The organism is Microbacterium sp. ZOR0019 (assembly GCF_000800925.1).
In the GTDB taxonomy this organism is placed as follows: domain Bacteria; phylum Actinomycetota; class Actinomycetes; order Actinomycetales; family Microbacteriaceae; genus Microbacterium; species Microbacterium aurugineum.
Genome location: NZ_JRKC01000054.1, coordinates 92,022 through 118,152 on the forward strand (window position 1 = coordinate 92,022; position 26,131 = coordinate 118,152).

The 26,131-nt window shown below is 67.7% G+C and carries 21 protein-coding genes and 2 riboswitches; of the genes, 14 read left to right on the top strand and 7 right to left on the bottom strand.

Annotated elements, in window-relative coordinates:
* The first annotated feature begins 82 nt into the window (after positions 1 to 82).
* Positions 83 to 2,134, top strand: coding sequence for an ABC transporter ATP-binding protein (locus L978_RS11705; RefSeq protein ID WP_047523238.1), 2,052 nt, complete (start codon positions 83 to 85; stop codon positions 2,132 to 2,134).
* 16 nt (positions 2,135 to 2,150) lie between these two features.
* Here L978_RS11705 and L978_RS11710 read toward each other — a convergent pair whose 3' ends face one another.
* The 7 genes from L978_RS11710 to L978_RS11740 are packed head-to-tail and all read right to left on the bottom strand — an operon-like array spanning position 2,151 to position 9,491.
* A complete protein-coding gene (locus L978_RS11710; protein ID WP_047523239.1) occupies positions 2,151 to 2,924 on the bottom strand; it encodes an SDR family NAD(P)-dependent oxidoreductase in 774 nt (257 codons plus the stop codon).
* Between the two features lie 33 nt (positions 2,925 to 2,957).
* Positions 2,958 to 3,905 (bottom strand): glycosyltransferase family 2 protein, encoded by a 948-nt coding sequence (locus tag L978_RS11715; protein ID WP_047523240.1) that lies wholly within the window; start codon positions 3,903 to 3,905, stop codon positions 2,958 to 2,960.
* Between the two features lie 22 nt (positions 3,906 to 3,927).
* Positions 3,928 to 5,064, bottom strand: coding sequence for a cysteine desulfurase family protein (locus L978_RS11720; RefSeq protein ID WP_047523241.1), 1,137 nt, complete (start codon positions 5,062 to 5,064; stop codon positions 3,928 to 3,930).
* Positions 5,065 to 5,069: 5 nt separating this feature from the next.
* Entirely contained in the window at positions 5,070 to 5,921 is an 852-nt protein-coding gene (nadC, locus tag L978_RS11725) for a carboxylating nicotinate-nucleotide diphosphorylase (protein WP_047523242.1), read from the bottom strand.
* Positions 5,921 to 7,444 (bottom strand): L-aspartate oxidase, encoded by a 1,524-nt coding sequence (gene nadB, locus L978_RS11730; RefSeq protein WP_047523243.1) that lies wholly within the window; start codon positions 7,442 to 7,444, stop codon positions 5,921 to 5,923. Before nadB ends, nadC begins: the two co-directional genes overlap by 1 nt.
* On the bottom strand, positions 7,441 to 8,778 hold the full coding sequence (gene nadA, locus L978_RS11735; protein ID WP_047523244.1) for a quinolinate synthase NadA: 1,338 nt from the start codon (positions 8,776 to 8,778) through the stop codon (positions 7,441 to 7,443). Before nadA ends, nadB begins: the two co-directional genes overlap by 4 nt.
* Positions 8,775 to 9,491, bottom strand: a complete 717-nt coding sequence (locus L978_RS11740; RefSeq protein ID WP_047523245.1) for an NUDIX hydrolase — start codon at positions 9,489 to 9,491, stop codon at positions 8,775 to 8,777. Before L978_RS11740 ends, nadA begins: the two co-directional genes overlap by 4 nt.
* Before the next feature lie 270 nt (positions 9,492 to 9,761).
* On the opposite strand from L978_RS11740, the gene L978_RS11745 reads away from it, so the two are divergent.
* The 13 genes from L978_RS11745 to L978_RS11805 all read left to right on the top strand — a co-directional run bounded on the left by L978_RS11745 (position 9,762) and on the right by L978_RS11805 (position 26,005).
* On the top strand, positions 9,762 to 11,453 hold the full coding sequence (locus L978_RS11745; RefSeq protein ID WP_047523246.1) for an ABC transporter substrate-binding protein: 1,692 nt from the start codon (positions 9,762 to 9,764) through the stop codon (positions 11,451 to 11,453).
* A 41-nt stretch (positions 11,454 to 11,494) separates the two neighbouring features.
* Positions 11,495 to 12,490, top strand: coding sequence for an ABC transporter permease (locus L978_RS11750; protein WP_047523247.1), 996 nt, complete (start codon positions 11,495 to 11,497; stop codon positions 12,488 to 12,490).
* Positions 12,483 to 13,460 (top strand): ABC transporter permease, encoded by a 978-nt coding sequence (locus tag L978_RS11755; RefSeq protein ID WP_047523248.1) that lies wholly within the window; start codon positions 12,483 to 12,485, stop codon positions 13,458 to 13,460. The genes L978_RS11750 and L978_RS11755 overlap by 8 nt, the downstream gene beginning before the upstream one ends.
* Positions 13,457 to 14,308, top strand: a complete 852-nt coding sequence (locus tag L978_RS11760; protein ID WP_047523249.1) for an ABC transporter ATP-binding protein — start codon at positions 13,457 to 13,459, stop codon at positions 14,306 to 14,308. The genes L978_RS11755 and L978_RS11760 overlap by 4 nt, the downstream gene beginning before the upstream one ends.
* Positions 14,305 to 15,183 (top strand): ABC transporter ATP-binding protein, encoded by an 879-nt coding sequence (locus L978_RS11765; protein WP_052193645.1) that lies wholly within the window; start codon positions 14,305 to 14,307, stop codon positions 15,181 to 15,183. The genes L978_RS11760 and L978_RS11765 overlap by 4 nt, the downstream gene beginning before the upstream one ends.
* A 106-nt stretch (positions 15,184 to 15,289) precedes the next feature.
* Positions 15,290 to 15,384, top strand: a riboswitch (glycine riboswitch).
* A gap of 1 nt (position 15,385) precedes the next feature.
* Positions 15,386 to 15,484, top strand: a riboswitch (glycine riboswitch).
* A gap of 53 nt (positions 15,485 to 15,537) precedes the next feature.
* Positions 15,538 to 16,659 carry a glycine cleavage system aminomethyltransferase GcvT gene (gcvT, locus tag L978_RS11770; protein ID WP_047523250.1) on the top strand — a complete coding sequence of 374 codons (1,122 nt, stop codon included), beginning with the start codon at positions 15,538 to 15,540 and terminating at the stop codon, positions 16,657 to 16,659.
* Positions 16,656 to 17,033, top strand: a complete 378-nt coding sequence (gcvH, locus tag L978_RS11775) for a glycine cleavage system protein GcvH (protein ID WP_046749583.1) — start codon at positions 16,656 to 16,658, stop codon at positions 17,031 to 17,033. Before gcvT ends, gcvH begins: the two co-directional genes overlap by 4 nt.
* A 61-nt stretch (positions 17,034 to 17,094) precedes the next feature.
* Positions 17,095 to 19,947: an aminomethyl-transferring glycine dehydrogenase gene (gene gcvP, locus L978_RS11780; RefSeq protein WP_052193650.1), complete on the top strand. Its 2,853-nt coding sequence runs from the start codon at positions 17,095 to 17,097 to the stop codon at positions 19,945 to 19,947.
* Positions 19,948 to 20,163: 216 nt separating this feature from the next.
* The gene (locus L978_RS11785) at positions 20,164 to 21,798 is read left to right on the top strand and encodes a peptide ABC transporter substrate-binding protein (protein ID WP_047523252.1); all 1,635 of its coding nucleotides are present in this window, start codon (positions 20,164 to 20,166) and stop codon (positions 21,796 to 21,798) included.
* A 101-nt stretch (positions 21,799 to 21,899) separates the two neighbouring features.
* Positions 21,900 to 22,826 carry an ABC transporter permease gene (locus tag L978_RS11790; RefSeq protein WP_047523253.1) on the top strand — a complete coding sequence of 309 codons (927 nt, stop codon included), beginning with the start codon at positions 21,900 to 21,902 and terminating at the stop codon, positions 22,824 to 22,826.
* Positions 22,819 to 23,763 (top strand): ABC transporter permease, encoded by a 945-nt coding sequence (locus tag L978_RS11795; RefSeq protein ID WP_047523254.1) that lies wholly within the window; start codon positions 22,819 to 22,821, stop codon positions 23,761 to 23,763. The genes L978_RS11790 and L978_RS11795 overlap by 8 nt, the downstream gene beginning before the upstream one ends.
* Positions 23,760 to 25,439: a dipeptide ABC transporter ATP-binding protein gene (locus L978_RS11800; protein ID WP_047523255.1), complete on the top strand. Its 1,680-nt coding sequence runs from the start codon at positions 23,760 to 23,762 to the stop codon at positions 25,437 to 25,439. Before L978_RS11795 ends, L978_RS11800 begins: the two co-directional genes overlap by 4 nt.
* On the top strand, positions 25,436 to 26,005 hold the full coding sequence (locus L978_RS11805) for a PH domain-containing protein (RefSeq protein WP_047523256.1): 570 nt from the start codon (positions 25,436 to 25,438) through the stop codon (positions 26,003 to 26,005). The genes L978_RS11800 and L978_RS11805 overlap by 4 nt, the downstream gene beginning before the upstream one ends.
* The last annotated feature ends 126 nt before the right edge of the window (positions 26,006 to 26,131 follow it).

Below are 26,131 nucleotides of genomic sequence, written 5' to 3' on the forward strand. Positions count from 1 at the left end.
CATTCCGAACTCACAGATATCCGTGGAGGACGGGTGCGCGGGCCGTGATGTCCCCGCGCGTGGGTACGCTGGCGCCATGAGCATGGGCGGCATGGGCGGCGGACACCGCGGTGGGTTCCGCGGAGTCGACGAAGACGCGCAACGGAAGCTGAACGCCGAGGCGCCACGGATCGCCGGGCTGGGTTCGCGGGTGGTCTCGCTCTTCAGCGCCTATCGCTGGCGCATCTTCTTCACGGGGATCCTCGTCATCGTCGGAGCCGCGATCGCCGTCGTCCCGCCCCTGATCGTGCAGCGCATCTTCGACGATGCGCTGTTCCCCGTCGCCGGGGGTGGCCCGCACCTCGAGCTGCTGGCCTGGCTCGTCGCCGCGATGGTCGGCCTGTTCCTGCTCTCCGCGGTGCTCGGTGTCGCCCAGACCTGGCTGACGTCCACGGTCGGCAACAACGTGACGGGCGATCTGCGGGTAAAACTCTTCGAGCACCTGCAAGCGATGGAACTCGGCTTCTTCACCCGCACCAAGACGGGGGTCATCCAGTCCCGTCTGCAGAACGACGTCGGCGGGGTCTCGGGCGTGCTGACCAACACCGTCACCAGCATCCTGGGCAACGTCGTCACCGTGATCGCTTCGCTGGTCGCCATGATCCTGATCGATTGGCGTCTGACGCTCATCGCGGTCGTCATGATGCCGTTCCTCATCTTCGTCCAGCGCCGTGTGGGTCAGGTGCGCGCGCGGATCGCCGGCGAGACGCAGGAATCCCTCTCCGAACTGACCTCGATCACGCAGGAGACGCTGAGCGTGTCGGGGATGCTGCTGTCGAAGGCGTTCAACCGCCAGCGCACGGAGTCCGAGCGCTATCAGGCGGAGAACCGCAATCAGGTCGTCCTGCAGGTGCGGAGGGCGATGAGCGGTCAGGGCTTCTTCGCGGTCGTGCAGGTGCTCATGGCCAGTGTGCCCGCCGTCATCTACCTCGTCTCGGGGTATCTGATCGCGGGCGGAACCGGGGCCATCACCGCAGGAACCGTGGTCGCGTTCACGACGGTGCAGGCGCGACTGCTCATGCCGTTGATGGGACTGATGCGCGTCTCCCTCGACGTGCAGACCTCTTCGGCATTGTTCGCGCGCATCTTCGAGTACCTCGACCTGGTGCCCGAGATCCAGGATGCCCCCGACGCGATCACGGTCGACCAGGCTCCGGGGCCGCGCGGAAGGCTCGAATTCGTCGACGTCGTCTTCCGTTACCCGGACGCGTCCGCCGAGGCCCGTGCGACCTTGGACGGGGTCTCGTTCGTCGCGGAACCGGGACAGCACGTCGCCTTCGTCGGACCGTCCGGCGCAGGAAAGACCACGATCCTCTACCTCGCTCCGCGTCTGTATGAAGCCAAGGGGGGCGCCGTGCTGTTCGCCGGTGCCGATGTCCGCGAACTCTCCCAGGAGTCGATCATCGACCACGTGGGCATCGTGTCGCAGGAGACGTATCTCTTCCACGCCACCATCCGCGAGAACCTTCGCTATGCCAAGCCGGATGCGACCGAGGACGAACTGATCGCGGCCTGCACGGCTGCCAACATCCACCACATCATCGCCGGGTTCGAGCAGGGCTACGACACCGTCGTGGGCGAGCGCGGGTACCGGCTCTCCGGTGGCGAGAAGCAACGCATCGCGATCGCCCGCGTGCTGCTCAAGGATCCGCCGGTCCTGCTCCTCGACGAGGCGACCTCCGCTCTCGACACCGTCTCGGAACGGGTCGTGCAGGAGGCGCTGGACGAGGCGGCGAAGGGACGGACCACGCTGTCGATCGCGCATCGACTGTCGACCGTGATGGGCGCGGATGTGATCCACGTCCTCGAAGCCGGGCGCATCGTCGAGTCCGGCACCCACACCGAGCTCCTCGCGCTCGGCGGTCTCTATGCCGAGCTCGCAGCGGAACAGGTCGCGGCCTCCCGCGTGCTCGATACCGAGGCCGCAGTCGAACAGGCCGTGACCGGAGGAGCCCCCGCCCCGCTCGCCGATCGTCGTGCGGACAGGGCGCCTGCCGACTCTGCGGGTGCCGACGCGGTCGCGACGATCACGGCGGCGGTGCCGTTGCTCGCGGAGCCTCGGCCCGATGAGCCGATCTACCCGCCGGAGTCCTGAGACGCTGTGTTCGGCCTCAGTGCACCGAGAGGCCCCCGTCGACGAACAGCGAGTGTCCGGTCACGTAGGCCGAGCCTGCGCCGGCGAGGAAGACGGCAGCACCGGCGAAGTCGCTCGGAAGACCGTTGCGGCCGATCATCGTGCGTGCCGCGAGCTCGGCGATCTTCGCGGGATCCTCCTGCAGACGGGCGTTCAGTGGGGTGAGCACGAACCCGGGCACCAGGGTGTTGCTGGTCACGCCGGTGCCGCCCCATGCCTCCGCCTCAGAACGCATGAGCGATTCCACAGCTCCCTTGGACACACCGTAGATCCCGCTGCCGACGAAGGCGCGGTGGGCCTGCTGGGAACTGATATGGATGAGTCGGCCGTAGCCGCGTTCCGCCATGCCGGGTGCGTATCGCTGTCCGAGGAGGAAGGGAGCGAGCGCGTTGACCGTCATCGTTGCATCCCAGTCGTCCTCGGTGATCTCCGGGAACGGAGGGCGGATGTTGATCCCGGCCGAGTTGACGAGGATGTCCGGTTCGCCGAACGGCTCGGTGGCCGCCTCCGCGACCGCGTGGATGCCCGCACGGGTGCGGAGATCGCCGACGACCCCCGCGGCGCGGCAGCCGTGCGCGCGGAGCTCTTCGACGGTCTCGTCGATGCGGGCCTCACCGCGGGCGACGATGACGGTCGCGGCACCGGCGCGGGCGAGCGCGGTGGCGATGCCCCGGCCGATCCCGGAGCTGCCGCCCGTCACGACCGCCGTGCGACCGTCGAGCGAGAAGAGAGAGGAGAGGTAGTCGTGCATGTCGTGGGTACCTGTTCGGTCGGAGGGCGTGCGTCACCACGCGAGCGCGGCGGCGATGGCGGGGTCGGGCGCGGCGTCGGCGAACTCGGGGAGTGCCCGGAGTTCCGCGATGAACGCATCGACCTCGGCCGCGTAGGCCGGGTCGGGGTGGGTGCTCGCGATCTCGAGCAGGGGTGCGATGTCCATCGCGAGGATCAGGTCGAGTCGGGCGGTGACGGATGCGCGGGCGCCCGCGTCGTGCAGGACGCGGATGCCGCCACGCAACGCCGCGAGGTAGTCGCGCAGGACGGACAGCTGCGACTTGCTCTGCGTGATCGACGTGCCGTCAGCGCGGAGGCGCCATCGCACGACGACGTCGGGGATCACGTCGAAGGCGCGCGCCCGGGTGTACATCAGCTGCGCGACCACCTGATCTTCGTACGCGACACCCTCGGGGAATCGGAGGTCCCGCCAGAAGGCGGTGCGGCTCACCTTCGACCACGCGACGATGTTCGACACCGCCTGCGGGTGCGCGGTGAGGGTCGTGCCGAGTCGCTCCGGAGAGGTCGCGGCCGCCACCCAGGGCTGCACCCGCCCTGCGACGTAGCCGGACCCCTCCGGGCGGGAACGCACGTACGCACCGGCCACGAAGTCGCTTCCGGTGTGGTCGAGCGTGCGGGTCATCCGGGCGAGCGCATCGGGGAGGAGCTCATCGTCGCCGTCGAGGAATCCGAGGTATCGGGTGTCGACCCGGTCGAGTCCGAGGTTGCGCGCGGCTCCGAGGCCGCGGGAGGCCGGGTGGTGGATCGCCGTGAAGCGTCGGTCCGTGGCCGCGGCCGCATCGAAGATCGCTCCCGTGTCGTCGGTGGACCCGTCGTCGATGAGGATCGCCCGCCACCGGCGCTCGGTCTGCGCACGCAGGGAGTCGAGGGCTGCAGGGGCGAAGGCGGCGATATCGCGTCCGGGGACGACCAGCGTCACGATCGGGTCGGAGGCAGTCACCAGCTGAGTCTATGGCCGGGCATCAGCCTCGGGCCGCGTGCAGGGAGTCGATGACGAGTTCCGCGAGTCGTTCGGGTGCGCCATCGGGCAGTGCCTCCCTGCCGAAGGTGAATCGGACCGAGGTCTGCGCCACCTCGGGGGGCACGCCGCACGCGAGGAGGACGTGCGAGGGGTCGTCGCTGCCCGCCGCGCAGGCCGAGCCGCTCGAGGAGATGATCCCCCGGCGTTCAAGCTCGAGGAGCACCGATTCACCGCTGGTGCCCGCGAAGGTGAAGCTCGCTGTGCCGGGCAGGCGGTGCGCGGGGTCGCCGGTGAGCGCGGCTTCGGGGATGCCGGAGAGCACGAGGGAGATGAACCGTGCCGTGGTTGCCGCGACACGGGGTGCCAGGACCTCCCGCTCGCTCTCCGCGACTTCCAGGGCGGTCGCCAGTGCGACGGCTCCGGCGACGTTCTCCGTGCCCGACCGACGCCCGCGTTCCTGACCGCCCCCGTGCAGCACCGGTTCCAGGGGTATGCGACCTCGCACGGCCAGAGCGCCGATGCCTTTGGGAGCGCCGAGCTTGTGACCGGCAATGGAGACGGCGTCGGCGCCGAGCCCGTCAAGCGGAAGCCACCCCGCCGATTGCACCGCATCCAGGTGGAGGGGCACGCGAGAAGCCCGGGCCACGGACGCCAGCGCCGTCGCGTCCTGGACCGTGCCCACCTCGTTGTTCGCATGGCCGATGGAGATCAGTGCCGTGTCGTCTCTGATCGCCGACGCGAGCGCAGCCGGTGCGATCCGACCGGCGTCGTCGACGGGAAGCATCGTCACCTCGACCCCGTGGAAGCGTTGCAGGTACGCGGCGGATTCCAGGATCGACTCGTGTTCGATCGGGGAGATGACGAGATGCCGCTTCCCGGCCTCGAGGGCCGCGAGCGTGATGCCCTTCACCGCGAGGTTGTTCGCTTCCGTCCCGCCCGCGGTGAAGACCACATCGCCGGTGCGCAGTCCCAGCACCCGCGCGACCCGGACGCGGGCGTCGTCGAGTGCGCTCGCCGCCGCTTCGCCTGCCGTGTGATGGCTCGAGGGATTGCCGAACACTCCGGTGAGGTACGGACGCATCGCGTCGAGCACCTCCGGACGCACCGGAGAGGTCGCTGCATGGTCGAGGTAGAGCACGATGTTCAGTCGATCCGCAGATCCAGGCCGAGGTCGAGGGCGCGGGCCGAGTGGGTCAGAGCCCCGACTGAGATCACGTCCACCCCGGTGCGGGCGATGTCGCCGACGGTGTCGAGGTTCACTCCACCGGAGGCTTCGACCGTCGCTCGCCCGCCGATCAGGGCGACGCCCGCACGCAGATCGTCGAGGGAGAAGTTGTCGAGCAGCACCGTGTGGGCACCGCCGTCGAGGACGGCCGGGATCTGGTCGAGACGGTCGACTTCGACGACGACGTGCGTGGTGTGCGGAAGCCGCGACAGTGCCTGACGCAGAGCGGTCGCGAGGTCGAGACCCGATCGGGTGAGCACGGCCAGGTGGTTGTCCTTCGCCATCACCGCGTCCGACAGGGAGTAGCGGTGGTTGCGGCCGCCGCCCGATTCGACCGCATGCCGCTCGAAGGCGCGCAGCCCCGGCGTGGTCTTGCGTGTGTCGGCGATGCGCGCAGCCGTGCCCTCGATCGCGCTGACGTACGCCGCGGTGAGGCTCGCGATGCCGCTCATCCGCTGCGCGAAGTTCAGCGCCACCCGTTCGGCCGTCAGGATGCTGCGTGCCGAGCCCGACACCGAAGCGAGGACATCGCCCGCGGCGAACTCGTCGCCGTCGCCGACGTGCACGTCGACGATGAGCTCGTCATCGGTGAGGGCGAAGGCGGCCGCGAAGACCGCGCCACCGCTGAACACGCCGGGTTCGCGGGCCACGAGGTCAGCCGTGGCCGTCGCCTCCGCCGGGAGCAGGGTGGTGCTGGTGAGGTCTCCCCAGGGGGCGTCTTCTTCGAGGGCTGCTCCGACGACGCGGGTGAGGGTGGCGCGGGTGAGCATCAGACGGTCTCCAGGATCGATGAGCGGTCGCGGGACGACGGGAGCGCTTCAGGGGTGGGGGCGTCGACGCGATGGTGTGCCCCCACCGAGTCGGTGCGGGCGAGGGCGGCGGCAGCAGTGGCCTCGGCGAGTAGCAGCAGGTTCGCGTCTTCGTGCTCCGTGGCCGTGGCCGGAGCGGGGACGGCGGCGGCCCATGCACGCACGGTGGCCCAGGCTCGGGCGAGTTGCGCGCCGGAGCGCAGGAGCCCGACGTCCTCCCACATCAGCCGCTGCAAGGCGGTGCGGGTGAAGGCGGGCGGCGCAGACGAAAGGGGCGCGGGCTCGTGGACGGCCGCGGGAGACGGTTCCGGTGAGATCGGGCGCCAGGGAGTCCCGAGCGCGGCCGCGGCTCGGGCCCCGAACACGGCCCCTTCCAACAGGGAGTTGGAGGCGAGTCGATTCGCGCCGTGGACGCCGGTGCGTGCGACCTCGCCGACCGCAGAGAGCCCGGGGATCGTGGTGCGGCCATCGAGGTCGGTGACGATGCCGCCCATCAGGTAGTGGGCGGCCGGAGTGACGGGGATGGGCTCGCGTGACCAGTCGTATCCGCGTTCCCTCGTCACGCGATCGATGGTCGGGAACCGCGCCGCCAGCTTCTCGGCGTCCAGCATGCTGGCGTCGAGACGCACGGGTGTCGCCTGGATCGCTGCGTGCCTCGCGATGGCGCGCGACACGACATCCCGCGGAGCGAGTTCACCGTCCGGGTGACTGTCGAAGGTGAAACGACGGCCGCGGTCATCGACCAGTGTCGCCCCCTCTCCGCGCACAGCCTCCGAGATGAGGAATGCCGGTCCCGACGCCAGGATCGTCGGATGGAACTGGACGAACTCCAGATCGGCGACGGCGGCTCCCGCGCGCAGGGCCGCGGCGATGCCGTCGCCCGTCGCGCCGCGGGGGTTCGTCGTGTGCGCGTAGAGATGCCCGGCGCCGCCGGTGGCGAGGATCACGGCATCGGCGAAGAGCTCGACGGTCTTCCCGCCGATGAGGAGGACGACGCCGCGCGCGGTGTGATCCGCGACGATCACCTCGGTCAGGAGCGCGTGCTCCACGATGCTCATGGACGCCCGGCGGGCAGCGGCGACGAGCGCTGCGGAGATCGCGGCTCCGGTGGCGTCTCCGCCCGCGTGCACGATGCGGGCGTGGCCGTGCGCGGCCTCCCGCCCGAGCTGCAGCTCGCCGTCTGCCGTCCTGTCGAAGGCGACACCTCGGCTGATCAGCTCTGCGATCCGCTCTGCCGCGTCGGCGACGAGCGCCCGCACCGCAGCCGGGTCGGCGAGTCCTGCGCCCGCGTCCATCGTGTCGTCCGCGTGCTGCTCTGCCGAGTCGCCGGGCCCGTAGATCCCGGCCACACCGCCCTGCGCGAGCGCGGTGCATCCGTCTCCGAGCGCACCCTTGGTGACCACCGTCACCGAGTGGCCGGCCTCCTCGGCGTGGAGCGCAGCGGTGAGGCCCGCGATGCCCGATCCGACGACGATGACGTTCATCGCACGCCTGCGGCCACCGGGGGCTTGGCGGCGAGCATCCGCTCCAGCGCCACTCGCGCGGGATCGGCGATGTCGCCGGAGACCGTGATCCGGTTCGGGGTGCGGCCCGCCACGAGTTCCTCCAGTACCCAGGCCAGGTAGCCGGGATGGATGCGGTACATCGTCGAACAGGGGCACACGACGGGGTCGAGACAGAAGATCTCGTGCTGCGGATACTGCGCCGCGAGTCGTCGGACGAGGTTGATCTCGGTGCCGATCGCGAAGACGGAAGGCTCGGTCGCCGCGTCGATCGCCCGCCGGATGTACTCGGTCGAGCCGGCCTCGTCGGCGGCGTCGACGACCTCCATCGGGCATTCGGGGTGCACGATCACGCGGACGCCGGGGTGTTCGGCACGGGCTTGCTCGATCTGACCGACCGTGAAGCGCCGGTGCACCGAGCAGAAGCCGTGCCACAGGATCACCCGGGAGTCGAGGAGATGCTCGGCGGACGAACCACCGAGCGCTCGCCGCGGGTTCCACATCGGCATCTGCTCGAGCGGCACGCCCATCGCCTTGGCGGTGTTGCGCCCCAGATGCTGGTCGGGGAAGAACAGCACGCGACGGCCGCGCTCGAAGGCCCACTCGAGCACGGTCTGGGCGTTCGACGACGTGCAGACGATCCCGCCGTGACGCCCGACGAAGCCCTTGATCGCGGCGGAGGAGTTCATGTAGGTCACCGGGATCACCGGTACCCGGCCTTCGGCGTCTGTGGCCTCGAGGTCGCCGAAGACCTCCTCGAGCTGTTCCCAACACTCCTCGACCTGGTCGATGTCGGCCATGTCGGCCATCGAGCAGCCGGCGGCGAGGTTCGGGAGGATCACGGCCTGGTCGGGCTGGGAGAGCAGGTCGGCGGTCTCGGCCATGAAGTGCACCCCGCAGAACACGATCGCCTCGGCGTCAGCCCGGCCTTTGGCGGCGGTGGCGAGCTGGAAGGAGTCGCCGACGTAGTCCGCGTGCTGGACGACCTCTTCGCGCTGATAGAAGTGACCGAGGATGACGACCCGGTCGCCGAGCGTCTCCTTGGCCGCGCGGATCCGTCCGTCGAGCTCTTCCTCGGATGCCTCCCGGTACTCGGCGGGCAGCTCGCCCTGCCGCGGGGCTCCGGTCGGGATGACGTCGCCCATCGAGGAACCGGGACCGTATCCCGGGCGCGCGTCGAAGTCCCAGGGGCCGGCGGCGAGGTCCGTCGTGCAGGTGGCGTCGGTCGACGCGCCGGTGACGATCGCCTGGATTGCATGGTCCACCGAGGGGTCCAGCGGTGGAACGGCGGGAGCGGGTACGAAGGTGATGCTCATCGGGTGCTCGTTTCTTCGGGACCGAGCGGGCCGCGGTCGGCCAGCTCGACATCGGTGTTGTCGCGGTACAGACGTGCAGGACGATGGCTTCCGGTGCGGAAGCGGTCGGTGGGGAGGAGGTTTCCGGCGGCCTCGACCTGGCGGCGGAAGTTCGCCGGGTCGAGGGTCCGGCCGAGGATCGACTCGTAGGCCTCCCGGAGCTCGGCAAGCGTGAACTCCTCGGGGAGGAAGCCTTGGGCGACCCGGCTGTATCCGACCTTGTTGCGGAGTCGCCACAGCGCGTATTCGACGATCTCGGAGTGATCGAAAGCCAGTCGGGGCAGCTGATCCACATCGAACCAGCGCACGTTCTCGGGGGCGCGGCCGGAAGCCTGGTGCGCCGCGATCTGGGCGGTCACGTCGTCCTGGCGGAGCAGCGCCCAGTACACGATCGAGACGACTCGGGTGGGGGAGCGGTCGACCGCACCGAAGGCGTAGAGCTGCTCCAGGTAGCTGGGTGCGAGACCTGTGGTCTCCGCGAGTGTGCGCGCAGCCGCGTCGACGGGGGATTCGGCCACGGTCAGCCAGCCGCCGGGAAGCGCCCACTGCTGTGCGAACGGCTCGCGGGTGCGTAGCACGAGCGGCAGCGCGAGCCGCGCCCGCCCGTCATCGGTGCGCCGCAGCGTCAGGATCACCGTCGATACGGCGACCCGGATGTCACTGCTTTGAGTCATAGACACCTTAACCTCCGAGAACGATCTTAGTGTCATGCGGACCCTTAGTGCGCACGTGTGACGCGATCCGTCGCCGAGTCCGAAACGTTATCCGACGAGCGCAAGGAGCCTTGTTTATCGGCATAGGGGTTTGTTAGGTTACTGTCCTAACAAACCCCTTCGTGGTGGCCAGCCGGTCGCCTCCCCGGGGCCCGCGAACCCCATACCCGGGGTTCTGCTCCATCCGGAGCGATCCCTCCTGCAGTGCAGCACCGAGAGGAAACAAGAGAAATGATCCGAAACGGAAAGCGCAAGCTCGCGCTCACCGCCATCGCCGGAGCATCCGTCCTCGCCCTGGGCCTGACCGCCTGTGGCACCGGCGGCAGCGGCGATGACAACGCCGACAGCGACCGCGCCCTTCGTGTCTGGGCCGGCAGCCAGACACCGATCACCGCGAACTACAACCCGTTCGCACCGACCGTGCTCCACGGCGCGCTCGGGCCGATCTACGAGCCGCTGTTCTTCTTCAACAAGACGGCTGACTCCGAGCCCGTCGGACTCATCGGCGACACGTTCGAGTACAACGAGGACGGCACGGCGATCACGATCACCATCAAGCCCGACCTCACCTGGAGCGACGGCGAGCCGCTCACCGCGAACGACGTCGCGTTCTCCTTCAACTACGAGGCCAACAACCCCGAGGGCAACGGCCTGGTCTCCGCCGAAGCCACGGACGACACCACCGTCGTGCTGACCTACTCGTCGGCGCAGTACACGACCGAGTTCCAGCGTCTGGGCTCGACCTACATCCTCCCCGAGCACATCTGGGCGGACGTCACCGACTTCGCGAACTTCACGAACGAGGAGCCCGTCGGCTCCGGGGCCTACGTCGTCGACAAGACCACGAGCGAGTCGTACACCCTCGTCGCGAACGAGAACTTCCGCGATGCCGACAAGCTCGGCGTCAAGAAGGTCCAGTACATCGCCGTCGACAACAACCAGACCGCGCAGGATCTGCTGGCGGCCGGCAAGCTCGACTGGACGGGCATGTTCATCCCGAACCCGGACGACGTGACCGGCAACGGGAAGATCGACTGGATCAACACCCCGCAGGACCCGACCGTGCTGTACACCTGCTCGAACGCCGACCTCGGCTGCACCGGTCCGCAGACCGACGTCGCCGTGCGCCAGGCGCTCAACGCTGCGATCGACCGCGCCACCATCAAGGACAAGGCTTTCGTCGGTCTGACCGGTGACATCTCGCCGACGTTCGCCCTGCTGCCGCGCGACGAGAAGTGGGTCGCGGACCCTGCCAACGAGGTCAGCCCGCAGGAGGCGAACGTCGCCGAGGCGGGGGAGATCCTCGAGGCGGCGGGCTACACCAAGGGTTCGAGCGGCATCTATGAGAAGGACGGCGTGCCCCTCGAGCTGACCCTCACCTCGGTCGACGGGTGGACGGACTACAACGACGCCGCGAAGCTGATCGCCGAGCAGGCCGAGGCCGCCGGAATCAAGATCACCGCGTCGACGGTGCAGTGGCAGGAGTTCTCCGACGCCCGGCAGGGTGGCGAGTTCCAGCTGATCGTCGGTGGTGTCATCGGCACCTCCGTGGCGGACCCGTTCCAGATCTACCGTGACTGGTTCGGCGGCACCACCGTCCAGTCGACCAGCCCGGTGGGTGCTGAGGTCCCGGCGGGCCGCTGGAACTTCAGCCGCTACGACAACCCCGTCGTCGACGAGGCGATCCAGTCGGCCATCAGCACCAACGACGAGGCGGAGAAGAAGGAACTCTACGGCACGATCCAGACCGAGATCGTGCGTGACCTGCCCTACATCCCGCTCGTCATCAACGCGACCCAGACCTTCTACAACACGAAGGACTTCACGGGCTGGCCGACCGAGGAAGACCTCTACGCCTTCCCGCCGTCCTGGGGCGCGATCGCGGCGGGCTACGTCCTGACGCAGCTGCAGCCGGTCAAGTAACCGAGAGGAGTCGGGGAAGAAGGAAGTCAGGAAACAGTGACATGAAGTTCTATGCACGAAGAATCGGGTTCTACGCGTTCACGCTCTGGGCCGCGATCTCCATCAACTTCCTTCTTCCCCGGCTCATGCCGGGGAACCCGGCCGACATCATGATCGCCAAGATGCAGCGGGCCGGCGGCGAGGTCTCCGAGACGGCCATCCGCAACATCAAGCTCCTGCTCGGCGGCGACGACTCCTCCCTGTGGGAGCAGTACCTGGCGTACTGGGGACGCATGTTCCAGGGCGACCTCGGTGTCTCGGTCACGAAGTTCCCCACTCCGGTGACGGAGCTCATCGCCGGCGCTCTTCCGTGGACGCTCGTCCTGGTCGGCACCGCGACCGTCATCTCCTTCGTGCTCGGCGTCGTGCTCGGCGCCTGGGCCGGCTGGAAGCGCGGCACCTGGGTCGACCACCTGATCCCCGCGACCACCGTCCTCCAGTCGATCCCGTACTTCTGGATGGCCCTGATCCTGGTCGCCGTGTTCGCGGTCGGCCTCGGCTGGTTCCCGATCTTCGGCGGCTACGACGTGTTCGACTATCCGGACGGCCCCGAGCCGACGTGGGCGTTCTTCACCGATGCCGTGGCGCATGCGATCCTCCCGGCGATCACGATCGTGATCAGTTCGGTCGGTGGCTGGATGTTCGGCATGCGCAACATGATGGTGTCGACCCTCGCCGAGGACTACGTGCTCACGGCGGAGGCCAAGGGGCTTCGTCCGCGACGCATCATGACGACGTACGCGGCTCGCAACGCGGCGATCCCCTCGATCGCGGGGTTCTCGATCACACTCGGCTTCGTGGTCGCCGGTTCCATCGTCATGGAGCAGGTGTTCACCTACCCCGGCATCGGCAAGCTGATGTTCCAGGCCGTGACCAACAACGACTACGCGCTGATGCAGGGACTGTTCCTCGTCATCACCCTGACGGTGCTCGCCGCCAACTTCATCATGGACCTCGTCTATGGCTTCATCGACCCGAGGGCTCGCCAGAATGTCTGACACGAAGAACCCGCTCCTGACGCAGGAGCCGCCGATCACGGCACCGGCCAGCACGATCTCCTTGGCCACTCAGCAAGGGCGCAAGCGGCGCCGTATCCTGCCCAGCACCTCACCCAAGTTCATCGTCGGCGCGAGCATCGTGGTCGCGATCGTGCTCTTCGCGATCATCGCGCCCTTCTTCACGCAGGATCCGCGCAGCACCGCGAACCCCGCGCTCCAGCCGCCCTCCGCGGAGCACTGGCTCGGTACGACCAAGCTCGGCAACGACATGTTCGCCCAGCTCGCCATCGGTGCCCAGGGCTCGCTGCTCATCGGCGTCACCGCCGGCGGCATCGCGATCATCCTCTCCCTCTTGTTCGGTGTCCTGGCGGGCTACCTGGGCGGATGGCGGGAGGACGGACTCGCGCTCCTCACCAACGTGATGATCGTGATCCCCGGGTTGCCGCTCGTGATGGTGATCGCCTCCTTCGTGCCGCAGCGCAGCTGGCAGCTCGTCGCGTTCGTGCTCGGTATCACGTCATGGGCCGGGGCCGCCTATGTGCTGCGGCTGCAGACGAGGTCGTTGCGCACGAGGGACTACGTCTACGCCTCGAAGGTCGCGGGGGAGCGCTCTTTCCGCGTGATCCTCGTGGAGATCATGCCGAACCTGCTCCCTCTGCTCGCGGCACAGTTCCTCTTCGCCATCATCTTCGCGATCCTCGGTGAGGCGGGTCTGTCCTATCTCGGCCTGGGCCCTAATTCGTCGATCACGTGGGGATCGATCCTGAACGACGCCCAATCGGGGCAGGCTCTCGGTCGCGGAGCGTGGTGGTGGTTCGTGCCGCCCGGACTCATGATCGCGTTGCTCGGCGCCGGGCTGTCTCTCATCAACTTCGCGATCGACGAGGTCATAAACCCGAAGCTGCGCAATGCGCCGGAGGCCGCGCGTCGTGTGCGCAAGGCCGCCAAGACCAAGGGAGTCACCGCATGAGCGAGCCGGTGCTGACGGCACGGAACGTGTCGATCGAGTACGAAGTCGATCCGCCGGTGAAGGCGGTGCGTGATGTCTCGCTCACCCTGAACCGCGGGGAGATCCTCGGCCTCGCCGGGGAGTCGGGCTGCGGGAAGACGACGCTGGCGTACGGGATGAACCGCCTTCTCAAGGCACCCGCGCTGATGACGGCCGGGGAGATCGTGTTCCACGACCGAGACGGTCAGGACATCGACGTCGTCGGGCTCGATGGCGAAGGCCTCCGAGCCTTCCGCTGGGACAAGATCTCCATGGTCTTCCAAGGAGCGATGAACTCCTTGAACCCGGTGATCAGCGTCAAGGCGCAGATCTTCGACATCTTCGACACGCACCGCCCCGGCATGAGCAAGAAAGCCAAGCAGGAGCGAGCCGAGGAACTGCTGACGCTGGTCGGCGTCGATCCGAGTCGGCTCACGAGCTTCCCGCACGAACTCTCGGGCGGTATGCGGCAGCGCATGATGATCGCGATGGCCCTGGCACTCGACCCTCAGGTCATGATCATGGATGAGCCGACCACCGCGCTCGACGTGGTCGTGCAGCGCGGCATCATCCGGGAGATCATGCGTCTTCGCGAGAAGCTGGGGTTCGCGGTGATCTTCATCACGCATGACCTCCCGATGCTGATCGAGATCAGTGACCGGATCGCGATCATGCTGCAGGGGCAGATCGTCGAGGAGGGGACGGCGGAAGAGATCTACCGCACCCCGCAGCACGAATACACGCGGCGGTTGCTGTCGAGCTTCCCGTCGCTCAAGGGCGAGCGGGGGGACTTCGTCCGCACCGGCGTCAGCCAGGAGGGCGTGCGATGAACGGGAACACCACCACAGAGACCGCGACCGGTGCCGGGGGGACGGCGACGTTGGAGGCGCGGAACCTGGTGAAGGACTTCCATCTGCGTTCGGGGTTCCGATCGAGCGTCCTGCATGCGGTGAAGGATGTGTCCTTCACGATCGAAGCGGGCAAGACGGTTGCTCTGGTGGGAGAGTCCGGGTCGGGGAAGTCGACGATCGCGCGGATGCTCATGAAGCTGGAGACTCCCACCAGCGGGGAGATCCTCCTCGACGGGAAGCCGTCGGGGACCGGAGGTCGGGCGCTGGAGGCCTATCGCTCGGATGTGCAGATGGTCTTCCAGGACCCGTTCGCCTCGCTGAACCCGTTCCATACGATCGTGCACCACCTGGAGCGGCCGCTGCGCCTGCACCACCCGGAGCTGTCGCGCACGCAGGTGCGGGAGCGCGCGGTGGAGCTCCTCGAGCGTGTGCGGTTGACGCCGGGGGAGAGTTTCGCCGAGCGTCGTCCGCATGAGCTGTCCGGTGGACAGCGGCAGCGCGTCGCCATCGCGCGGGCTCTCGCGCCCGGGGCACGGTTCATCGTGGCGGACGAGCCGGTCTCGATGCTGGACGTGTCGATCCGTCTCGGGGTGCTGAACCTGCTGGCGGAACTGCAGCGTGAGGAGAACCTGGGCGTGCTCTACATCACGCACGACCTGGCGACGGCGAGGCACTTCTCCGACGAGATCATGGTGCTCTACAAGGGCGATGTCGTCGAACGGGGCCCGGCGGACGAGGTCATCCTGAACCCGCAGCACGAGTACACCAAGACCCTCCTGGGCGCGGCACCCGAGCCGGACAACCTCGGACGTCTCCGTGACGAGGTCCGCCGCGAACTCGGCATCGCGAACTGACGGTCGGCACTCCGCCTTCAAATCGCGCGATTCGAACGCCGTTCCGGCGGATCCGGCACCGAGGATCCGACCGGCTAGACTGGACCCACAACTGAAGACAGGCCGTATGACCCACGCGGGAGAGCCCCGGCGAACGCAGCCGGGCACCGAAGGAGCAAGCCTCCCCGCCAATCTCTCAGGTATGCGTACCGCGCGGGTCCGGCCACTCTGAAAAGCGATCCCGCGACCGTGCGGATCCGCCGACGGTGAAAGCCCCGCCTCTGTGCACGGGTGAAACTCTCAGGCCTATGACAGAGGGGGAGTTCCGAGGGACGGCCCGCCGCCGTTCCGCCCGACACAGCCCGGGAGAACTCCATGTCCGAACCTCGCTACACCCCGTTGCGTGAACGCCACGAAGCGCTTGGCGCCTCGTTCACCGACTTCGGCGGCTGGCAGATGCCGGTCCGCTACACGTCCGACCTCGCCGAGCATCATGCGGTGCGCCAGAGCGTGGGGATGTTCGACATCTCGCACATGGCCGAGTTCACCGTGCGTGGCGACGGAGCCGGGGCGTTCCTCGACCATGCGCTCGCCGGTCGGCTGTCGGCGCTGGCGGTCGGCAAGGCCAAGTACTCGCTGCTGCTCGCCGAGTCCGGCGGGATCATCGACGACGTGATCGTCTACCGCCTGGCCGATGACGACTACCTCATCATCTCGAACGCGGGCAATCGAGACGCGGTGTCCGCTGCGTTGAGCGCTCGCACCGAGGGCTTCGGGGTCGTCGTGCAGGACGTGTCCGACGACTACGCCCTCATCGCCGTGCAGGGCCCGCACGCGGAGGCCGTCCTCGCGGCGACCACCGACCTCACCGATGTCAGCACCCCCTGGGATGAGCAGAAGTACTACGCCTGGGCGTCGGCCGGATACGCCGGCAAGCCCGTTCTCCTCGCGCGCACCGGCTATACCGGCGAGGACGGCTTCGAGCTGCTCGTCGCAGCCGACGACGCGGTCGCCCTCTGGGACGCCCTGCTCGCAGCAGGCGCTCCGCACGGACTCGTTCCCGCCGGACTCGCGGCGCGTGACACGCTGCGCCTCGAAGCGGGCATGCCGCTCTACGGCCACGAGCTGAGCCTCGAGACCCGTCCGGCGCAGGCCGGGCTCGGTCGCGTCGTCGTGACGGCGAAGGAGCGGTTCGTGGGCAAGGAGGCACTCCTCGCCGCTGAGCAGGACGAGACATCCGATGCACCGGTGCTGGTCGGCCTCGTCGCCGAGGGCAAACGTGCCGGGCGAGCCGGATACGCCGTGGTCGACGGCGACGGAACCACGCTCGGCGAGATCACCAGCGGGGCCCTCAGCCCGACACTCGGACATCCGATCGCGATGGCCTATGTGCACCCTTCTTCCGCTGACGCGGGAACCGCAGTATTCCTTGATGTGCGGGGGACCAGAATCCCCGCGACCGTGACCGCCCTGCCTTTCTACCGGAGGACCAAATGACCGACCTCGCCGCACTCCACTACACCGAAGAACACGAGTGGATCGCCGCTGACGGCGACACCGTGACGATCGGCATCACCGATTACGCCGCAGAGAAGCTGGGTGACGTCGTGTTCGTCGAGCTTCCCGCGGTCGGCACCGAGGTCACCGCGGGAGCGGTCGTCGGCGAGATCGAATCCACCAAGTCCGTCGGCGAGCTGTACGCGCCGGTCTCGGGAACGGTCGTCGAGATCAACGATGCGGCCGTCGACGATCCCTCGCTCGTCAATGCGGCGCCGTTCGAGGGCGGCTGGCTGCTCAAGGTGTCCGTCGCTGCCGGCGCGCTGGACGGACTGCTCGACCGCGACGCCTACGTCGCACTGACGGAGGGCTGATCGCGCAGTGGTCACTTTCGCCGATCGTCACATCGGACCGACGGATGCCGCGCAGCACACCATGCTCAGCGCTCTCGGTCTGGACATCTCCGGAGCAGACGACGCTCTGAGTCCGGTCGAGACGCTGATGCGTCAGGCCGTCCCCGCGTCGATCTACACCGGCCCGTCGTCCGACGCCGGGAGCGCGACGTCGCGGATCCCTGCCGCCGCGAGCGAGACCGAGGCGCTCGCCGAGTTGCGGGACCTCGCTTCGCGCAACACGGTGAACCGTCCGATGATCGGCCTGGGCTACTACGGCACCATCACGCCGCAGGTGATCCAGCGCAACGTGCTCGAGAACCCCTCCTGGTACACGGCGTACACGCCCTATCAGCCGGAGATCTCCCAGGGGCGCCTGGAAGCTCTCATCAACTTCCAGACGATGGTCGCCGAACTCACCGGGCTCACCACGGCCAACGCCTCGATGCTCGACGAGTCCACGGCTGTCGTCGAGGGGATGCTGCTCGCGCGACGCGCCTCGAAGTCGACCTCCACGGTGTTCGCCGTCGACGCGGACGCGCTTCCGCAGACCAAGGCGATGCTCGCGACGCGCGCCGAGGCCCTCGGAATCGAGCTCGTCTTCGTCGACTTCGCTGCGGGGGAGGAGCTGCCCGCCGAGTTGTTCGGCGTGTTCGTCCAGTATCCGGGAGCATCGGGTCGGCTCTGGGATCCGACCGCCGTGTTCGATGCTGCGCACCTCGCGGGCGGACTCGCGGTCGCCGCGGCCGACCTGCTCGCCCTCACCCTGATCGCATCGCCGGGCTCGCTCGGTGCCGACGTCGCGGTCGGCACGACCCAGCGCTTCGGCGTGCCGATGGGGTTCGGCGGGCCGCACGCGGGCTACATGGCGGTTCGTGCCGGTCTGGAGCGTCAGCTGCCCGGCCGACTCGTCGGGGTGTCCGTGGATGCCGACGGCAAGCCCGCTTACCGCCTCTCGTTGCAGACGCGAGAGCAGCACATCCGTCGCGAGAAGGCGACGTCGAACATCTGCACGGCCCAGGTGCTGTTGGCCGTCATGGCGTCGATGTATGCGGTCTATCACGGTCCGGATGGGCTCCGCGAGATCGCGACGCAGACGGCCGCGAAGGCCGCATTGCTGCGCGACTGGCTGACGGAGGCGGGCGTCGACATCGTGCATGCCCAGTTCTTCGACACCCTGCAGGTGCGGGTCCCCGGGCGGGCGGCCGAGTACGCCGCGCAGGCGCACGACGGCTACGGCATCCTGCTCCATGTCGCAGACGCCGACACGGTCGGGATCGCGGTCGATGAGACCACGACCCTCGGCGAGCTGCACCAGGTCACCCGCGTCTTCGGTGGCAAGAACGAGCGGGCTTTCGGGAATTTCGGCGCCGAGAAGCTGCGGGCGCTTCCGGTCGACCTGCTCCGTCAGGACGAGTACCTCACGCACCCCGTGTTCCACTCGCACCGTTCGGAGACCGCCATGATGCGGTACCTCAAGAGCCTGGCCGACCGCGACTACGCGCTCGATCGAGGCATGATCCCGCTGGGCTCGTGCACGATGAAGCTCAATGCGGCGACCGAGATGGCGGCGATCACGTGGCCCGAGTTCGCCGGTATCCACCCGTTCGCGCCGGCCTCCGACGTGCAGGGCTACCTCGAGCTCATCGAGCAGCTCGAGGGCTGGCTCGCCGAGGTCACCGGATACGACGCCGTCTCGCTGCAGCCGAACGCCGGTTCGCAGGGTGAGCTCGCCGGTCTGCTGGCGATACGCGGTTACCACCACGCGAACGGCGACCAGCACCGCACGGTGTGCCTCATCCCGTCGTCCGCCCACGGCACGAATGCGGCCTCGGCCGTGCTCGCGGGTATGAAGGTCGTGGTCGTCGCGACCGATGAGCTCGGCAACGTCGACCTCGACGATCTGCGCGCGAAGATCGCCCTGCACGCCGACTCCCTGTCGGCCCTGATGATCACCTACCCCTCCACACACGGTGTCTACGAGGAGCAGGTCGTCGAGATCACGGCCGCCGTGCACGACGCGGGCGGGCAGGTGTACGTCGACGGTGCGAACCTCAACGCGCTGCTCGGCTATGCGCGCTTCGGTGATCTGGGCGGCGACGTCTCGCACCTCAACCTGCACAAGACGTTCGCTATCCCGCACGGCGGCGGGGGACCCGGCATCGGACCGGTGGCGGCGAAGTCCCACCTCGCGCCGTTCCTCCCCTCGCACCCTCTCGCGCAGCGCGCCGAGCACTTCGGTGGCTTCACCTTCGACGGCGGGGTGATCTCGGCTGCTCCTTACGGCTCCGCCGGCATCCTGCCGATCTCCTGGGCGTACGTGCGCATGATGGGCGCTGACGGGCTGCGACGGGCGACCGCGGCGGCCGTGCTCTCGGCCAACTACATCGCGGAGCGCCTCTCGGCCCACTTCCCCGTCCTGTACACGGGTGAGAACGACCGGGTCGCGCACGAGTGCATCCTCGATCTGCGTCCACTCAAGGAGGCGACCGGCATCACGGTCGACGACGTCGCCAAGCGCCTCATCGACTACGGCTTCCACGCGCCGACCATGTCGTTCCCGGTCGCCGGCACACTCATGGTCGAGCCGACCGAGTCGGAGGACCTGGACGAGATCGAGCGCTTCATCGAGGCGATGATCCTGATCAAGGCGGAAGCGGACGCCGTGGCCGCAGGACGCTGGCCCGCCGACGACAACCCGCTCGTGCGTGCACCCCACACCGCGGTCTCGCTGATCGCGGGGGAGTGGGACCACGCCTACACGCGAGAGGAGGCGGCCTATCCCGTGCCTGCCCTCGTCGCAGGCAAGTACTGGCCGCCCGTGCGCCGGATCGACCAGGCCTACGGTGACCGCAATCTCGTGTGCGCGTGCCCGCCGGTGGAGGCGTTCGCCTGAGTTCTCGTGCTCATGTGAGCAGACGGTGCCGCACCTCCGTGGGGTGCGGCACCGTCTTCCTGTCTGCGCGTGTTTCGGCGAGATTACGGATGGTCACCACTCAGTAACGGTTCGTTAGCTGAGCGCGGCGCGGGCGGGGGTGCGGGTTACGCTCAGGTATCCCTGCTCGCTCGATGGTGAGTGCGCAGAATTCCCACGTCCACAGGAGGACACAAAGTGAAGCGCAACAAGATCGCCCTCGCGGGCGTCGCGCTGTTCGCGGTCGGCGCTCTGTCGCTCGCGGGCTGCGCAAGCGGATCCGGCAACAACGGTGACGGTGGCAACGGCTCGAACGCCGATCCCGACGCCATCATCACCACGAACGGCTCCGAGCCCGAGAACCCGTTGATCCCGACCAACACCAACGAGGTCGGCGGAGGCAAGATCCTCGACGAGATCTTCGCGGGTCTGGTCTACTACGACGCCGATGGCGAGCCGGTCAACGACATGGCCGAGGAGATCACCACCGAAGACCCTCAGCACCTCACCGTGAAGCTGAAGGAGGGGCAGACGTTCACCAACGGTGAAGAGGTCACCGCCGACAACTTCATCAAGGCGTGGAACGAGGGCGCGAAGGCCTCCAACGCACACCTCTCCAGCTACTTCTTCGAGGACATCGAGGGGTTCAGCTACGACGAGGACTCCGAGCTCACCGGTCTGGAGCAGGTGGACGACTACACGTTCACGATCGCGCTCAACAAGCCGGCCTCGGACTTCGCGCTGCGTCTCGGCTACTCCGCCTACTACCCGCTTCCCGATGTCGCTTTCGAGGACATGGACGCGTTCGGCCAGAACCCCATCGGCAACGGCCCGTACATGATCGACGGCGAAGATGCATGGCAGCACGACGTGCAGATCGACCTCGTCCGCAACGACGACTACGAGGGCGGGCGCAAGCCGGCCAACGGCGGTCTGACGATCAAGTTCTACGCCACGCAGGAATCGGCGTACGCCGACCTGCAGAGCAACGAGGTCGACGTGATCGACGCGATCCCGACCAATGCTCTGCCCGTTTTCCAGGATGAGTTCGGTGACCGCGCGGTCAACCAGCCTTCGGCTGTCTTCCAGTCGTTCACCATCGGCCAGTTCCTCCCGCACTTCAGCGGCGAAGAGGGCAAGCTGCGTCGTCAGGCGCTGTCGATGGCGATCAACCGCGAGGAGATCACCGACACGATCTTCTCCGGCACCCGCACCCCGGCGGCGGACTTCACGTCCCCTGTCATCGCCGGCTGGTCCGACTCGATCCCCGGCAACGAGGTCCTCAGCTACGACCCCGAGAAGGCCAAGGAACTCTGGGCCGAGGCTGACGCCATCGCTCCGTGGGAGGGCGACTTCAAGATCGCCTACAACTCCGACGGCGGACACGACGCCTGGGTCGACGCAGTGAGCAACAGCATCAAGAACACGCTCGGCATCGAGGCCTCGGGCGACCCGTACCCGACCTTCCAGGACCTGCGCAGCAAGATCAACGACCGCACCATCACCACGGCGGCACGTTCGGGCTGGCAGGCCGACTACCCGGGTCTGTACAACTTCCTCGGACCGCTCTACGCGACGGGCGCCGGTTCCAACGACGGTGACTACTCGAACCCTGAGTTCGACGACCTCATCTCCGCGGGCATCAGCAACCCCGACCCCGACGCGCAGCTCGAGGACTTCACCAAGGCACAGGAGATCCTGTTCCAGGACCTGCCTGCGATCCCGCTGTGGTACTCGAACGTGACCGGTGGGTTCAGCGAGAACGTCGACAACGTGACGTTCGGCTGGAACTCGGTCCCGCTGTACTACGAGATCACGAAGGCCGGCGAGTAAAGTCTGACGGCACTTCACCCATGAGGCGGTGACGATTCTTCGTCACCGCCTCATGGGCTGTGTTCGCCTCGCTTTCTTTGCCCTCAAGAAGGGACAAGCGGATGCTCGGTTACATTCTGAGACGTCTTCTGCAGGTGATCCCGGTCTTCTTCGGAGCCACCCTGCTCATCTATTTCCTCGTGTTCGCCATGCCCGGCGATCCGGTCCTCGCCCTCTTCGGTGACAAGACCCCGAACCCGGCGGTCCTCGAACAGTTGCGAGAGCAGTACCACCTGGACCAGCCGTTCCTGGTGCAGTACTGGTACTACATCACCGGCGTTCTCCAGGGCGACCTCGGGAACACCTACTCCGGTCGCTCCGTCTCCTCGGTGCTCGCTGCGACGCTCCCCGTCACCGGGCGTCTCGCGGTCATGGCGATCGGGATCGAGTTCGTGCTGGCGATCATCATCGGCACCCTCTCGGCGCTGCGCAAGGGGAAGCTGTTCGACAACGTGTCGCTCATCGTGGCACTCGTCGCGATCGCGATCCCGATCTTCGTGTTGGCGTTCCTCGCCCAGTACTTCCTCGCGATCCAACTCGGCTGGTTCAAACCCACGGTGGGAGCGGACAACGACTGGGGCGGTCTCTGGCTGCCTGCGATCGTCCTCGGGTTCAGCCTCTACGCCGTGAGCATGCGTCTGATGCGCAGCTCCGTCCTCGACACGCTGAACCAGGACTGGGTGCGCACCGCGTACAGCAAGGGTCTGTCACGCAGCCGCGTGCTCCCGGTGCATGTGCTGCGCAACTCCCTGATCCCCGTCATCACCAATTCAGCGACGAACTTCGGCGTACTGCTCGTGGGTGCGACCGTCACGGAGGGCATCTTCAACGTCCCCGGCGTCGGCAACACCCTTTTCGAAGCCATCCGTCGTGGTGAAGGACCCACCGTCGTCTCTTTCGTGACGGTGTTCGTCATCCTCTACGTCTTGGTCAACCTTGTCATCGACCTGCTCTACGGTCTGCTCGACCCGAGGATTCGCTATGCCTGATCCCACCTCTCAGAAGCACTACGTCGCTCCTGTCGACACCGAGTCGATCCACGTCGATGCGGTCAGGATCTCCGACAAGCCCAGTAACCTCTGGCTCGACGCCTGGCGTGATCTGCGTCGCCGTCCGCTGTTCTGGTTCTCCGTGGCCCTGGCGCTCTTCTTCCTCTTGATGGCGCTGTGGCCCACGCTGTTCACCCAGGTGCCCCCGGACAAAGGGTGCTACCTCAAGGACAGCAACGGCGGTCCGACCGAGGGCCATCCGCTCGGTTTCACCTTCCAGGGCTGCGACATCTACTCCCGCATCGTCTGGGGGTCGCGGACCTCGCTCGCGGTCGGCCTGATCGCCACCGTGATCTCTTCGATCCTCGGACTCATCATGGGTGCACTCGCGGGCTTCTACGGAGGATGGCTCGACTCGGTGCTCTCGCGCGTCGGCGACATTTTCTTCGCGATCCCCTACATCCTCGCCGCCGTGGTCGTGATGACCGTCTTCAAGGACTCTCGGTCCGTGTGGACGCTCGCCTTCGCGATCGGTGGGTTCGCCTGGGCGTCGACGGCGCGTGTCGTCCGCGCAGAAGTGCTGAGGGTCCGGCAGGCCGACTTCGTCATGGCATCGCAAGCGCTCGGTCAGTCGAAGTTCCGGATTCTCGTGAACCACGTCGTCCCGAACGCGCTCGCGCCGTTGCTGGTGATCTCGACGCTGGCACTCGCGGCGGCGATCGTCGCGGAGGCGACGCTGTCGTTCCTCGGCGTCGGTCTGGGCAGCGACACGATGTCCTGGGGCCTCGACATCGGTAAAGCTCAGGCTTCTCTGCGCGTTGCTCCGATGGCGCTCATCTATCCGTCGATCGCGCTCACCCTGGCGGTGCTCGCGTTCGTAACCCTGGGTGAACTCATCCGAGACGCCCTCGACCCGAAGGCGAGGGCCCGCCGATGAGCGAACGCACTCCCGACCAGGTGCCCCTGCTGAGCGTGCGCGACTTGAAGGTCGCCTTCCGCACGCAGGAGGGGCTTCGTGAAGTCCTCCACGGTGTCAGCTTCGACGTGCTCCCGGGCGAGACCGTCGCGATCGTGGGGGAGTCGGGTTCCGGCAAATCCACGACCGCCACGGCGATCATCGACCTGTTGGCCGGTACAGGACAGGTGACGGGCGGTTCCATCACCCTCGACGGTCGTGAGCTCACCACTCTCGGCCGTAGAGAGATGGAAGCCGTCCGAGGCCGCGACATCGGATTCGTGCCGCAGGACCCGATGTCGAGCCTGAACCCGGTGTGGAGCATCGGCTTCCAGGTGAAGGAGGCCGTCCGAGCCAACGGCATCGCCCAGGGTCGTGCCGCGGTCAAGGCGCGGACCGTCGAGGTGCTGCAGCAGGCAGGGCTCGCAGATGCTGAGCGCCGACTGCACCAGTATCCGCATCAGTTCTCCGGCGGCATGCGCCAGCGGGCGCTGATCGGGATCGGGCTCGCGGCCAATCCGAAGCTGCTCATCGCCGATGAGCCGACATCGGCTCTCGATGTCACGGTGCAGCGCGTGATCCTGGACCACATGGCAACGCTCACGCGGGACAAGGGCACCTCGGTGCTGCTGATCACTCACGATCTGGGACTCGCCGCGGAACGCGCCGAGAAGATCATCGTGATGAACGGCGGCAACATCGTCGAGGCGGGCCCGAGCCGACAGATCCTCGAGGATCCGCAGCACCCGTACACGAAGCGGCTGGTCGCGGCGGCACCGAGTGTGGCGTCGAAGCGGATCCAGGCCGTGGTCGCGGACCGCGGCATCGAGACGCGCGACGACCTCGCCGCGATCCCGCCGACCGTTCGCGTCGCAGGGCTGACCAAGGACTACAAGATCCGCCAGGGGAACTTCCGCAGTGAAGCCTTCCGTGCAGTGGACGATGTGTCCTTCGAGATCCCGCGCGGCAAGACCCTCGCGCTGGTGGGCGAGTCCGGTTCGGGCAAGTCGACCGTGGCGAAGATGGTGCTCAAGCTGGAGGATCCCACCAGCGGCACGATCGAGATCGACGGCCGCGACGTGTCGAACCTGTCGCGCGCGCAGTCCTTCGGTCTCCGTCGTCGGATGCAGCCGGTCTTCCAGGACCCGTACGGATCACTCGATCCGCTGCGCAACATCGGCAGCACGATCGCCGAACCCATGCAGATCCACGGCGTCGGTGGCCGCGCGTCGCAGCGTGAGCGAGTCAACGAGTTGCTGGAGCAGGTTGCTCTCCCGCAGGCTCTGGCGAGCAGATATCCGAGCGAACTCTCGGGCGGACAGCGGCAGCGTGTCGCGATCGCCCGGGCGTTGGCCCTCAAGCCGGACATCATCGTCCTCGACGAGGCGGTCTCGGCGCTCGACGTGCTGGTGCAGGACCAGGTGCTGAACCTCCTGGCGGACCTCCAGTCCGAGTTGGGCCTGACGTACCTGTTCATCACGCACGACCTCGCCGTCGTCCGCGTGTCGAGCGATCTCGTCTGCGTCATGGAGAAGGGGAAGATCGTCGAGCAGGGCACTGTCGACGAGATCTTCGCGAACCCGCAGGAGGAGTACACGGAGCGCCTCCTCCAGGCGATCCCGGGCGTGTCCCTCACCTTCGGAGGCGCCGGAGCGTGACCGCATCGCAACAACCCGAGGGCGCGCGCACATACCGCGCGCCCTCGGGCGTGGTCGTCCTCGTCTTCAGCGCCCTCCTGGCTTTGTTCCTGCTCGGCGACACCGCCGTTCGGGGAAGCTGGGAGCAGATGCTGCTCGTCGCTCCGTGGGTGCTGCTCGCCCTCTGGATCGTGTACGAGATCAGCTACGTCTCGCATGTCCGCGTGGATGCCCACGGTGTCGTCGTCCAGAACATGCTCCGCCGCACGCGCTTCGACTGGAGTCGCGTGCGCGACGTCGACCTGCGGTGGCAGCTGCTGTTCTCCCTGGACGACGGGCGCGAGGTCACCTGTTACGGCGGACCCGCCCGCGCCCGGCCACCCCGCCCCGGTCGCGGGGAGGACTCCGAGCCCAAGCCGTCATCCGGCCTTCACGCACTCACGGACATCCGCGACCTCTGGGACGCCGCGCCCGCGTCCGATGCGCCGATCCGACGCGAGTGGGATCGGCCGGCGATCATCGCGCTCGTGGTGATCGTGATCTGGGCGGTCGTCGCGATCCTCCTCGCCGGTTCCGCTTCGGCCTGATCGACTCAGCCGGGAAGTCCGAACAGTGCGGGCCACGTCGCCGCCGCCCAGGGGTACCCCACGAATGCGGCGGCGTCGATCACGAAGTGTGCGACCAGGAACGGTAGGAGGCGTCCGCTGCGCTGA